The sequence below is a fragment of the Cryptosporangium aurantiacum genome (assembly GCF_900143005.1).
Classification (GTDB): domain Bacteria; phylum Actinomycetota; class Actinomycetes; order Mycobacteriales; family Cryptosporangiaceae; genus Cryptosporangium; species Cryptosporangium aurantiacum.
Genome location: NZ_FRCS01000004.1, coordinates 385,257 through 397,672, shown reverse-complemented (window position 1 = coordinate 397,672; position 12,416 = coordinate 385,257). Strand labels below are relative to the sequence as shown.

The 12,416-nt window shown below is 71.9% G+C and carries 10 protein-coding genes; 6 read left to right on the top strand and 4 right to left on the bottom strand.

Annotated features, from left to right (window positions below; genetic code table 11):
• Positions 1-1,146, bottom strand: a complete 1,146-nt coding sequence (locus tag BUB75_RS16210) for an acetate/propionate family kinase (protein ID WP_073257941.1) — start codon at positions 1,144-1,146, stop codon at positions 1-3.
• Positions 1,143-3,203, bottom strand: a complete 2,061-nt coding sequence (gene pta / locus BUB75_RS16205; RefSeq protein ID WP_073257939.1) for a phosphate acetyltransferase — start codon at positions 3,201-3,203, stop codon at positions 1,143-1,145. The genes BUB75_RS16210 and pta overlap by 4 nt, the downstream gene beginning before the upstream one ends.
• A 331-nt stretch (positions 3,204-3,534) precedes the next feature.
• Here pta and BUB75_RS16200 point away from each other — a divergent pair, with 331 nt between their 5' ends.
• A complete protein-coding gene (locus BUB75_RS16200) occupies positions 3,535-4,131 on the top strand; it encodes an ATP-dependent Clp protease proteolytic subunit (RefSeq protein WP_073258473.1) in 597 nt (198 codons plus the stop codon).
• A 46-nt stretch (positions 4,132-4,177) separates the two neighbouring features.
• Here the strand turns inward: BUB75_RS16200 and BUB75_RS16195 are convergent, their stop codons facing one another.
• On the bottom strand, positions 4,178-4,372 hold the full coding sequence (locus tag BUB75_RS16195; protein WP_073257937.1) for a hypothetical protein: 195 nt from the start codon (positions 4,370-4,372) through the stop codon (positions 4,178-4,180).
• Positions 4,373-4,604: 232 nt separating this feature from the next.
• On the opposite strand from BUB75_RS16195, the gene BUB75_RS16190 reads away from it, so the two are divergent.
• From BUB75_RS16190 to BUB75_RS16180, 3 genes are all read left to right on the top strand, one after another.
• Positions 4,605-5,273 carry a TetR/AcrR family transcriptional regulator gene (locus tag BUB75_RS16190; RefSeq protein ID WP_218617552.1) on the top strand — a complete coding sequence of 223 codons (669 nt, stop codon included), beginning with the start codon at positions 4,605-4,607 and terminating at the stop codon, positions 5,271-5,273.
• Entirely contained in the window at positions 5,258-6,943 is a 1,686-nt protein-coding gene (locus tag BUB75_RS16185) for an acyl-CoA dehydrogenase family protein (RefSeq protein ID WP_073257933.1), read from the top strand. The genes BUB75_RS16190 and BUB75_RS16185 overlap by 16 nt, the downstream gene beginning before the upstream one ends.
• 635 nt (positions 6,944-7,578) lie before the next feature.
• The gene (locus tag BUB75_RS16180; protein WP_073257931.1) at positions 7,579-8,166 is read left to right on the top strand and encodes a GNAT family N-acetyltransferase; all 588 of its coding nucleotides are present in this window, start codon (positions 7,579-7,581) and stop codon (positions 8,164-8,166) included.
• Between the two features lie 150 nt (positions 8,167-8,316).
• Here the strand turns inward: BUB75_RS16180 and BUB75_RS16175 are convergent, their stop codons facing one another.
• Entirely contained in the window at positions 8,317-9,513 is a 1,197-nt protein-coding gene (locus tag BUB75_RS16175) for a single-stranded DNA-binding protein (RefSeq protein ID WP_073257930.1), read from the bottom strand.
• A gap of 228 nt (positions 9,514-9,741) precedes the next feature.
• On the opposite strand from BUB75_RS16175, the gene BUB75_RS16170 reads away from it, so the two are divergent.
• Positions 9,742-10,752, top strand: coding sequence for a cobalamin biosynthesis protein (locus BUB75_RS16170; protein ID WP_218617551.1), 1,011 nt, complete (start codon positions 9,742-9,744; stop codon positions 10,750-10,752).
• The gene (locus tag BUB75_RS16165; RefSeq protein WP_073257929.1) at positions 10,749-12,287 is read left to right on the top strand and encodes a cobyric acid synthase; all 1,539 of its coding nucleotides are present in this window, start codon (positions 10,749-10,751) and stop codon (positions 12,285-12,287) included. Before BUB75_RS16170 ends, BUB75_RS16165 begins: the two co-directional genes overlap by 4 nt.
• Positions 12,288-12,416 lie beyond the last annotated feature (129 nt).

Below are 12,416 nucleotides of genomic sequence, written 5' to 3'. Positions count from 1 at the left end.
TCAGGAGAGGACGGCGGCTGCCGCCTGTGCGGCGATCTCCGACTCCTCGTCGGTGGGCACGACCACGACCGGCACCGCCCCACTGCCGATCGTCACCGGCTCCGACGGCCCGACGGCGGCGCGATTGGCGTCGTCGTCCAACTCGATACCCAGATGGGCCAGCGACCCACAGACCTCGGCCCGCAGCGGAGCGTCGTTCTCGCCGACCCCCGCCGTGAACACCAGCGCCTGCACCCCCGGAACCACCGCCAGGTACGCGCCGACGTACTTACGGATCCGGTACGCGTAGATCTCGCGCGCGAGCCGGGCAGCGGCGTCCCCGGCGTCGGCCTTCGCGCGAACCTCCCGCATGTCCGACGCACCGGCCAGGCCGCGCAGCCCGCTGCGAGAGGTGAGGATCGTCTCCACCTCCGCCGGATCCAGCCCGGCCCTGATCAGGTGAAACGGGAGCGCCGGGTCGAGGTCACCGCTGCGGGTGCCCATCACCAGGCCCTCCAGCGGCGACAGCCCCATCGAGGTGTCGACGCTCCGCCCGCCGGACACCGCGGTCGCCGAGGCGCCGTTCCCGAGATGGCAGATGATGAGGTTCTCGGCGCCCAGGTACTCCCCGGTCCGCCGCGTCACGTACTGGCAGCTCGTGCCATGGAACCCGTACCGGCGGACGCCGTACTCCGCGGCCACGTCGAGCGGCAGCGCGTAGGTGGCGGCCACTGCCGGGATCGTCGCGTGGAACGCGGTGTCGAACACCGCGACCTGCGGGACGTCCGGCAACTGGGTCCGCAGCGCCCGGATGCCGGCCAGGTTGACCGGGTTGTGCAGCGGCGCGAGCGGCGACAGCTCCTCGATGCCGGCCTCGACGGCGGCGTCGATCACGGTCGGCGCGGTGTATCGCGTCCCGCCGTGGACGACGCGGTGCCCGACCGCGAGCAGTCCGTCCAACCCGCCGAGAACCTGGAGCATCCACGCGAGCGCCGCGTCGTGGTCCTTCGCCGGCCGGGTGTCCGGCTCGCGTCCGGAGTGCCGCAGCCGGGCGGCGTCCGAACCGATCTCCTCGATCAGTCCCTTGGCGAGCACACCGGACCCGACGTCGATCAGCTGGTACTTCAGCGACGACGATCCGGAGTTGATCACCAGTACCGGCTTCATCGCGCTCCCTGCTGTGCCTGGACGGCGGTGATGGCAACCGTGTTGACGATGTCGGCGACCGTGCACCCGCGGGACAGGTCGTTGACCGGTCGCCGCAGCCCCTGGAGCACCGGGCCGACCGCGATCGCCGATGCCGCCCGCTGTACGGCCTTGTACGTGGTGTTGCCGGTGTTGAGGTCGGGGAAGACCAGGACCGTCGCATGCCCGGCCACCGGGTTGCCGGGCAGCTTCGCGGCGCCGACCGCCGGGTCGACCGCGGCGTCGTACTGGATGGGTCCGGCCAGCGGCAGGTCCGGCCGTCGTTCAGCCACCAGCGACGTCGCCGCGCGCACCTTGTCGACGTCGACGCCCGACCCGGAGCCGCCGGTCGAGTACGACACCATCGCGACCTGCGGCTCGACCCCGAACGCGACCGCGGTCTCGGCGGCGCAGATCGCGATGTCGGCCAGCTGGGCGGCGTCCGGATCGGGGACGACGGCGCAGTCGGCGAACACCAGGACCTTCGTCGGCAGGCACATCAGGAACGCGCTCGAGACCAGCGAGACGTCGGGCAGCGTCCGGATCACCTCCAGAGCCGGCCGGATCGTGTGCGCGGTCGTGTGCGCGGCGCCCGACACCATGCCGTCGACCTCACCCGCGTGCACGAGCATCGTGCCGAAGTACGAGACGTCACCGACGATGTCGTAGGCCATCTCCGGGGTCACGCCCCGGTGCGCGCGCAGCTCGGCGTACGTCTTCGCGAACTGAGATCGCAGCGGTGAGCGCAGCGGGTCGATGATCCGGACGCCGGACAGGTCGGTGCCGAGCTGGGTGGCCTTCGCCGCGATGACGTCGCGGTCACCGAGCAGGACCAGGTCGGCGACGCCGCGGTGGGTCAGCTCCTCGGTGGCGAGCAGGATTCGTTCCTCTTCGCCCTCGGGGAGCACGATCGTCCGCTTGTCGGCTCGGGCGTGCGCGATCAGCTGGGCGGAGAACATCAACGGCGTGACGACGTCCGGCTTGCTCAGCTGGATCCGTTTGCGGAGCGTCTCGGTGTCGACGTGGTCGGCGAACGCCCCCAGTGCGGCGGCAACTTTACGGGCGCTGTCGGCCCGCAACTGCCCGGTGAGGCCCTCCAGCTGGTGCAGCGTCGTGTAGGTATCGGCCTTCACCGCGATCACCGGCAGCCCGGACGGTTCGAGCAACGCGAGGCTCTGCTGGTCAGGCACGTGCCCGACGGTCAGCACGATGCCCGCCGGAGTGGGCAGCTCAGGGCTCACGGCGGCCGCCGCGACGCCGACCGCCAGGTCGATCCGGTCACCGGACGACACCAGCAGCATGCCGTCCTTGAGCAGCGGGAGCACGGTCTGCAGGTAGGCCGAGCCGGCGAGGTACGAGTCGACCTCGCGCTGCAACGCCGGTCCGTCGCCGGAGAGCAGCGTCCCGTCGAGGGCGGCGACAACCTCGGCGACGGTCAGCGCGGCCAGCACCGGCAGGTCCGGCAGCACGTAGACCGGCGGGTCGTCGCAGGCCAGGCCGGTGTGTTCGGGGCCGGCGCGGTTGACGATCGTGGCCAGGACCTCGCAGCCGTGTTCGCGGAGGACCGTGCGGCCCTCCCGGAGTGCGGTGGTCACTGCGTCGGCGGTACGGCCGTGCCCGGAGAGCACCTGCAGCACCGGGGCGCCGAGGTTGGCAGCCAGCTCGGCGTTGAGGTCCAGTTCCACGGCGGGCGACGGTCCGGTGAAGTCGGTGCCGACGCACAGCACGAAGTCGTAGCGCTCACGCAGCCGGGCGACGTGCTCGACCACCGCCGAGATGAGACGCTCCGGCCCGCCGGACTCGATCAGCTCCGCCGCCGACGAGTACGTGAACGCGACCGCGTCGGGCTCCGGAAGGTCGAGCTGATACCGCGAGCGGGCCAGCTCGACGATCGGATCCGGCTGCCCGTGGTCAGGCACTACCGGCCGGAACACCGCCAGCCGCCGGACGTCCGCGGCGAGCAGGTCGAGCAAGCCCAACGCCACCGCCGACTTTCCCGAACGCGGCTCCATCGACGTGAGATAGAGAATCTCGGACATCTCGGTCCTTCCCGGTCGGTGGGAGCCTGTTCGTAGCTTACGGAGCGAACCGCTCCGTGCCCGACCCGGCCTCCTGCCGCTACCCGTATTGCTCTCGGCGTAGACGCCAAGAGCGGAATCGCCTCCAGCGAACATTTCTATTCGCGGCTCGATCTCCGCTTAGCGTCCGAGAAGGAAAACAAAGGCGAGTCGAGAGGTGCAGGTCCGCGATATGGTTCAAATACCTTTTCGGACGTCGGGCGGCAGGCGATCCGCAGTGCACGACCGAGCAGTCGACACCGTGCCGCACTGGTCGTCAGTTCCGGTGACCGGGCCGGTCGTCCGCGCCGGAATCGCCGCGTCAGCGCCGGTTCCGATCGGGAGCGGCGGGCTGGACGAGCAGGTCTTCTCGCGGCTGTTGCGGGACCGGATCGTGTTTCTGGGCAGTGAGGTCAACGACGCGGTGGCGAACGCGATCTGCGCGCAATTGTTGCTGCTCAACGCCGAGGACCCGGAGCGTGACATTTGGCTCTACATCAATTCTCCGGGCGGCTCGGTGACCGCCGGAATGGGCATTTACGACACCATGCAATGGGTGAGTAACGACGTCTGCACGGTGGCGCTGGGATTTGCCGCCTCGATGGGACAGTTCCTGCTCTGTTCCGGTGCGCGTGGTAAGCGGTACGCGCTACCGCACTCCCGAATCGTCATGCACCAGCCGCACGGCGGGTTCGGCGGTACCGAGACCGAGATCCGGATCCAAGCCGAGCAGATGCTGCACACCAAGAAGACGATGGCCGAGTTGATCGCGTTCCACACCGGTCAGCCGCTGGAGGTCATCGAGCGCGACTCCGACCGGGACCGCTGGTTCACGGCGGAGGAGGGGCGCGACTACGGCTTCGTCGACCACGTCGTCCGGACGCTGGATCCGGTCGGCTCCCGGAGCTGATCGGTCCAACTGTTCTGACCGGCGGTCGGGTTCCGCTGACCGCCGGTCAGGCCGCGTTGTTGTTGGTGCTTTTGCGCCTCGGGGCACCGGTGCTGTGGCATCGACGGTTCGACGGCTCGATCGGCCGGTCGTTCTCCGCGGGCTGCAGGCGGGTCGCCGCAGTGGCCAGGAGGCGGATCCGGAGCTGGTCGAGCGCCCGGTCGAGAGCGTCGCTTGCGGCACCGGACAGGGGCGAATTCATGAGCAAAATTCTACGTTGTGTAGACAAGAAAATCTACAACCTGTAGACGGGGTGTGCTGGTCCGAGACCCCCATGAAGTGTCGTGACTCAGCGGAGTTCTGGCAACTGGCCGGACGTCTGACGCGTCCTGTGAACGTCCTCACGCCACGGGCTATCGGGAAGCCGTGAACTCTGGTTCACTACTTCCGTGCCGTACCGCCAACCCCCTCGGGTCGCACGCCGCCGCGCCGCCGTGCGCGAACGACTCGTGGCCGAGGCCACCCGCATCGTCGCCGCTCAGGGCTGGGCGGGCGCCACGGTCGCAGCCGTCGCCGCCGCCGCGGAAATCTCCACCGGCGCCGTCTATCAGCACTTCCCGAACAAGGGAGCGCTCGCCGCCGAGGTGTTCCGCCGCGCCACCCAGCGCGAGCTCGAGGTGCTGGGCACCGTCCTGTCGGCGTCCGAGCCGGTCTCGTCGGCCGACCGGCTGGCGCAGGGCGTCGGGCTGTTCGCGCAGCGGGCCATCCTCGGGCGCCAACTGGCGTACGCGTTGATCGCCGAACCCGCCGACCCGCTGGTCGTCACCGAACGGCTGAACTACCGGCGGCGCTATCACGAGGTGTTCGCGGCGGTGATCCTCGACGGCGTCCGCGCCGGCGAGATGGTGCCGCAGAACGCCGCCGTCACGGCCGCCGCGCTCACCGGCGGCGTTGCCGAGGTCCTGATCGGCCAGCTCTCCGGGCCGGTGGACGGGCCGGCCGCCCGCTCGCTGGTCGCCGAGCTCACCGCGCTCGCGCTCCGGTGTGTCGGAGTACCCGTGACCCAGTTCGCCCCCTCCGCGCTGGATTCTGTTCGACCGACCTCTGCGGACGGCGCTCACTCTGCGGAAAGTTCACTGGAGGCAGCATGTCCGAGCTCGTGACGTCCGAATCGCCGGTCTTCTCGGCCGCTCCGGCCGCCGGTGCGGGCACGCACCAGGTCACCAACCAGCCTCCGCCGCTCGTCGGCCACGACGTGGCCGACGATCCGGCGCTGCTCGCGGGCGTCGTCCGGGAGGGCGCGTCCTGGTTCCTGCCCGAGTTGCACCAGCTGGGGCGGATCGCCGGTAGCGCCGAAGCGCAGACCTGGGCCGACGAAGCCAACCGCCACGAGCCGGTGCTGCGCACCCACGACCGGTACGGCCACCGGATCGACGAGGTCGAGTTCCACCCGTCCTGGCACCGGCTGCTGGACGTCTCGGTCGGGGCAGGCCTCGGCGCGACGCCGTGGGCCGACGACCGGGTCGGCGCGCACGTGGCACGGGCGGCCGGGCTGCTGGTCCAGGGGCAGCTCGAGGCGGGGCACCTGTGTCCGCTGTCGATGACGTACGCCGCGGTGCCCGCGCTGCGCTCCACCCCCGACCTCGCCGAGGTCTACGAACCGCTGCTGGCCAGCCGGGTCTACGACTTCGGCCTGCGAGTGCCGACGACCAAGCGCGGTCTGCTCGCGGGCATGGGTATGACCGAGAAGCAGGGCGGATCCGACGTCCGCTCGAACACGACCATCGCGCGGCTCGCCGGGGACGGCACCTGGCGGCTGCGCGGCCACAAGTGGTTCACGAGCGCGCCGATGAACGACGTGTTCCTGGTCCTGGCGCAGGCGCCGGGTGGGCTGTCCTGCTTCTTGGTGCCGCGCATCCTGCCGGACGGCACCCGGAACACGTTCCGGATCCAGCGTCTCAAGGACAAACTGGGCAACCGGAGCAACGCGAGCTCGGAGCCGGAGTTCGACGACACCGTGGCCTGGCTGGTCGGGCCCGAGGGGCGGGGCGTCCGGACGATCATCGAGATGGTGTCGCTGACCCGGCTGGACAACGTCGTCGGTTCCGCGGCGGGGATGCGTGCCGCGCTGGTTCAGGCCGTCCACCACACGCGCCACCGCTCGGCGTTCGGGCGGCGTCTGGTGGACCAGCCGCTGATGGGCAACGTGCTGGCCGACCTGGCACTGGAGTCGGAAGCCGCCACCACGCTCGCGCTCCGGCTGGCCGGCGCGGTCGACCGGGCCTTCGCGGGCGACGATCAGGAGCGGGCGTTTTCCCGGCTGGCCACCGCGATCGGCAAGTACTGGGTGTGCAAGCGGCAGCCCGCGTTCGTCGCGGAGGCACTCGAATGCCTCGGCGGCAACGGATACGTCGAGGAGAGCGGCATGCCCCGGCTCTACCGGGAGGCGCCGCTCAACGGCATCTGGGAGGGCTCCGGCAACGTCAATGCGCTCGACGTCCTGCGGGCGCTGGGTCGCGAGCCCGCCGCGTTCGCCGCGTACACCGAGGAGATCGAGCAGGTGCACGGAGCCGACAGCCGCCTGGACGCGGCGTGGGCCGCGTTGCGCAACGAGCTGTCCGACACCCACGAGTGGGAGTACCGGGCCCGTCGGCTGGTGGAGCGGTTCGCGCTCGTCCTGCAGGGCGCGCTGCTCGTGCGGCACGCGCCGGAGGAGGTCGCCAGCGCGTTCTGCGGCTCGCGGCTCGGCGGCGAGAGCGGCTATGCGTTCGGGACGCTGCCCCGCGGTACTGCGATCGAGGCATTGTTGGCGCGGACGGTGCCGGCGGAGTGACCAACCTCTCAGCCACGCTCACCGGAGGTTGAACCGCAGGTACGGCCAGTTGTCGAGAGGGTGGACGGATCCGCCGAACCTGACTTATCACCCACGTGTGACGCCGTCGAAACAGTAGCCACGGACGCTGACGTCGACCGCACAGCGACGCGGAGGTGACACCCGTGGCAAGCGACCGGGCGCGCCCGGCCCCAGTTCCAACCAACCTGCCGCGAGGTGCCCCGCCTCCACCCGCCGAGGACTCGTCCTCCCCAGATCCATCCACCCCGCCCCCCGCCTCTGCGGCTCCGGCCTCTGCGGCTCCGGCCTCTGCGGCTCCGGCCTCTGCGGCTCCGGCCTCTGCGGCTCCGGCCTCTGCGGCTCCGGCCTCCGCGGCTCCGGCCTCCGCGGCTCCGGCCTCCGCGGGCCCACCGGCGGCCGCTCCACCGGCTGGCGGCTCGTGCTCCGCCGATCCGGCTGCCTCGGATCGGGCTACCGCTGGTCCGGCCGCGTCGGGTCCGCCGCCCACGGCTGCACCCGCCGTAGGTCCGGCTGGCGCGGGTTTGGCCGCCTCGGGCTCGGTCGGGTTGGGCTCGCCCGTCGGGAGCGAGGCTGTCCGTCGCCCGGCCGCTCGGCCCTCCCGGGCTCGCGCGGTCGTGCACGCCGCGCTGGTGGGTGGGGCGGTGGTGGCGATCCGTCCGGCCCGGCCTCGGGACGCCGCCGCAGTCGCCGACCTGCACGAGCGCTCGACGCCTGCCTCGCTGCGGGACCGGTACCCGGGGGCGCTGCCGCCCGCGCTGACCGATCCGGAGCAATGCCTGGACGCCGTGCCCGGCAGTTGCACGCTCGTGGCGTTCAGCGGGTTCCGCTTGGTCGGAGTCGCGCAGATCACCGGCCACCTCCCGGTCGCCGATTTCGGAGTGCTGGTGCGAGAGGACCATCGGCGGCGCGGGCTGGGCGCGATCCTGGCCAAGCACGCGTTGCACGTCGCGTACGAGCTCGGGCACCGCGAAGCTGTCTCGTTCGGCGGACCGGAGAACCGCGCGCTGCGGGCGATGCTGCACCGGCTGGGATTGGAGCGGCGTACCCGGTACACCGGCGATCTGCTGGTGACGCGCATCCCACTGCCGTTCGAGCCGGAGCCGGTGCCCGGCGAGCCGGGCGTTGATGACCGCCCGCTGCCCGAGCCCGCCGTCCGGATGCCGTATCCGGTCGTCGCCCGTCCCCGAATAGCCACGGTCTGACGCCTACCGCTGCCGTGCGCCGTTGAGCGGATTGCATTTGGAAGGGCCATACGTCTTCCAAATGCAATCCGCTTGGGCGCCGACCGGTAGCACCGTGAGTCGCAGTCCTACAGACCACTCTCCGGGCACATCGCTCTGACGGCTGCCGCGTTACGCGGGAACCGCCGATGAGCCGCGACGACGGGGGCCCGGCCGCGGAGTGTCCCGCTCCGCCTCAGCGGCCGAGCCACCCGCCCCAGCCGCCGTGGTAGCCGCCGCCCCAGCGCCTCCCACGCCAACGGGCCCGGTTCGACCACCCGCACCTCCCGCGCCGCTCGCGCCTCCCACCGCGCCCGCGCCCCCGGCGCTGCCCGCGCCTCCCGCGCCACTCGCGCTGCCTGCGCTGCCCGCAGTGCTCGCGCCCCCGGCGCCGGACGCGTTGCCCGCGCCTCCCGCGCCGCTCGCGCTGCCTGTCGTGCTCGCGCCCCCGGCGCCTCCCGCGGTGCTCGCGCCCCCAGCGCCGGACGCGCTGCCTGCGCCTCCTGCGGTGCTCGCGCGTCCCACGTCCCCGCCGCCGGACGCGCTGCTCGCGCCCCCCGCGTTGCCTGCCGTGCTCGCGCCCCCGGCGCCGGACGCGCTGTTCACGCCTCCCGCGCTGGTCGGGCTGGGGCGGCCTTCCGCGCCGGTCGGGACGGCGCGGCCTTCCGCGCCGGTGGGGGTGGCCCGACCAACCGCGCTGGTCGAAGTAGCGCGACCTACCGCGCCGGCTGGGCCGAACGGCGGGCCGAGCGGGCGGCCGTCGGGGCCGACCGGTGGGGTACGAGGTACGTCGATGCCCTCCATGTGCGGCCCGGACTCCGGTCGCTCGTCCTCCTCGTCATCGCCGAGCGGATCGGCGCCCACCGCGACGCCGCTCTCCGTCGTCACGCCGGTATCCAGGTGCGCATCCACCGCGCTGCCCGTCGGCAGACCGTCCGGACCCGCCTCGTCCACGGTCACCGCACGCGAGCTCGGCATGCGTTGGAACGTGGCCCGGCCGCGGTTGAGGTCGAAGCCGATGGCCGTCGCCTCCAGTTCGTAGGCCGCCCGCCGGGACTCGGCCACCTCGTAGAGGCGGGTGTACAGGCGCCCGGTGACGATCACCGGATCGCCCTTCACCAGCGAGACGGACGTGTTCTCGGCCAGCGAGCGCCAGCACGTCACCTTGAGGTAGAGCGAATCGCCGTCGACCCAACGGTTGGTCACCCGGTCGAATCGTCGGGAGGTGGAGGCTACTCGGAACGACGTGACGCTCACGCCGGAGTCGAGAGTTCGCCGACTCGGCGTGTCGACGACGTTCCCCACGAGCGTGGTGATCGTCTCGTTCATCTGAAGATCCCTGCTTCCGCGAATCGTCTGCCCGGACACCCGGGCGCACCACCACGGTCCCGGCGCCACCACCGCCCGGGCAGTGCCTGCCCGCGTGCCTGTGCACAACTCCCACCCCTGTGGACGCCGCCGACGGCGACAGCGCTTGTGCTAACGCGGGTGTGTCAGGCGCCACCGCAGAGAGCAGTGGCGGCGAGCCAGCGCACGGCCGCTGGCTAGGCTCGGGCGGTGTCTGCTCCGTCCCGCTCCGACCTGCTCGCCACGGCCGTCGGGCTGACCCTCGGCGCGATGCTCGACCACGTCGTCCCGGACCCGCGCCGAGGCCACCCGGTCGCCGGGTACGGGCGGTTCGCCGCAGCGCTCGAGCGGCGGCTCTACGCGCCGACGCGTCCCCGGGGCGTCGTCTACACCGCGCTCGCGGTCGGGGCACCGGTGGCCGCAGCCGTCGCGGTCGACCGATTGACCCGCCGACGCCCAGTTTTGCGTGCAGCCGCCACCGCGGTGACGACGTGGGCGGTGGTCGGCGGGGCGTCACTGCGCCGCGAGGCCGGTGCGATGGACCGCCTGCTCGCCGCCGACGATCTGCCCGGTGCGCGCAACCGCCTCTCTCACCTCTGCGGACGTGATCCGGCCGGTCTGGAACCTCCGGCACTCGCCAGGGCGGTCGTCGAGTCGGTCGCGGAGAACACCGCGGACGCCGTCGTCGCTCCGTATTTCTGGGGTGCGGTGGCGGGGATCCCCGGGTTGGTCGGCTATCGCGCGGTCAACACCCTGGACGCCATGGTCGGGCACCGATCGGACCGGTATGTCCAGTTCGGCTGGGCGTCCGCGCGGTTCGACGACCTACTCAACCTCGTGCCGTCCAGGCTCACCGCCCTTCTGACGATCGGCGCCGCACCGCTGGTACGCCGCGGCGCCGCGGGGGAGGCCTGGCGCACCTGGCGGCGGGACGGCGGCGCGCATCCGAGCCCGAACGCCGGCCAGTGCGAGGCAGCGACCGCGGGTGCGCTGGGCATTCGGCTCGGCGGCCGCAATACGTACGGCGGCGCCGTCGACGAGCGTCCGGTGCTCGGTGACGGCCGGGAGGCCCGGCCGGCCGACATCGTCCCGGCGGCGCGGCTCTCCCTGCTGGTCGGCGCGGGCGCGGCCGCGCTCGGCGCGGCGACCCTAATCCTCCGCGCGCTGGTGCGCCCGAGCCGCGCGGCGCGCACGTCCACCTCACGAACGGGCGCGTCGTGAAGGGCGCACTGCTGGTCGCGGGGGCCACCTCCGACGCCGGCAAGAGCCTCGTCACCGCCGGCATCTGCCGCTGGCTCGCTCGCCAAGGCGTCCGAGTTGCGCCGTTCAAAGCCCAGAACATGAGCAACAACGCCGTGGTCACCCCCGATGGTGGGGAGATCGGCCGCGCGCAGGCGCTTCAGGCCGAGGCGTGCGGGCTCGCGCCGAGCGTCCGATTCAACCCGGTCTTGCTGAAGCCGGGCAGCGACCGCCGGTCGCACCTGGTGGTGCAGGGCCGAGCCGCAGGCGAGGTCACCGCACTGTCCTACCGGGAGGTCAAACCGCGGCTGCTCGGCCTCGTCCTGGACGCGCTGACCGACCTTCGCCGCGACTACGACGTCGTGATCTGCGAGGGCGCGGGCAGTCCGACCGAGATCAACCTGCGCGCGACCGACATCGCGAACATGGGCCTGGCCCGACCGGCGAAGCTCCCCACGATCGTCGTCGGCGACATCGATCGCGGCGGAGTGTTCGCCTCGCTGTTCGGCACGCTCGCCCTGCTCGACGCCGAAGACCAGGCGCTGATCAGCGGATTCGTGATCAACAAGTTCCGCGGCGACCCGCGTCTCCTGGCACCGGGCATCGACCGGCTCACCGAACTCACCGGGCGTCCGGTGCTGGGTACGCTCCCGTTCGTCGACGGCCTGTGGCTCGATGCCGAGGACTCCCTGTCCTACAGCCCCGACGGCGTCATCGGTCGGGGCGCGCCACCGCTGGGCAGCAGTTGGCTGCGGGTCGTGGTGCCGCGTCTGCCGCGGATGTCGAACGTCACGGACGTGGACGCGCTCGCCGCCGAGCCGGGCGTCCAGGTGCGGTTGGTGCGACACCCAGCGGCGTTGGCCGACGCTGACCTGGTGGTACTCCCGGGGAGCAGGGCCACTGTGGACGACCTGGCCTGGCTACGCCGCACCGGCCTGGCGGACGCGATCCTGGCCCACCACCGCGCCGGCCGGCCGGTCGTGGGGATCTGCGGTGGGTTCCAGATGCTCGCCCGGACGATCACCGACACCGTGGAGAGCAACCTCGGAACCGTCGACGGCCTCGGACTCGCGCCCGTCGACATCACGTTCGCACCCGAGAAGACGCTCGGCCGGCCGGCCGGGACGTCGGACGGCGAGACGGTCACCGGCTATGAGATCCATCACGGCCAGGTGAGCGGTCGCCACCCCGCTGTTCCCGGGTGGATCACGACCGGATCCGGGGAGGACGAGGGGGTCCGGTACTCGGACGCTTCCGGCGTGGTGTACGGCACCCACTGGCACGGGACCCTGGAGTGCGACGGCTTCCGACGACGCCTGCTGACCGACGTCGCCGTCCAACGCGGCCTGGGCGGTTTCGTGGTGCCCCCCGACACCGACTACCTGCAGGTCAGAGCCCAGGCTTTGGACGTTTTGGCGAATCTCGTCGAGGCGCATCTCGACACCGATGCACTGATCAGACTTGTCGGCGAGGGAGCACCAGCCGGGCAGCCATTCCTTGCACCGGGAGCACCATAGACACCGGGAGTGTGGCAGGCTGCGAAAGCGGCCTCTAGCGGAACAGGCCGCCGGGTAACGACCCGAACACAGATGTCCGGGGCGACCAGTGGTCTTCCGGCGTGCCTAGTCCGGAGGCCCGATACCCCG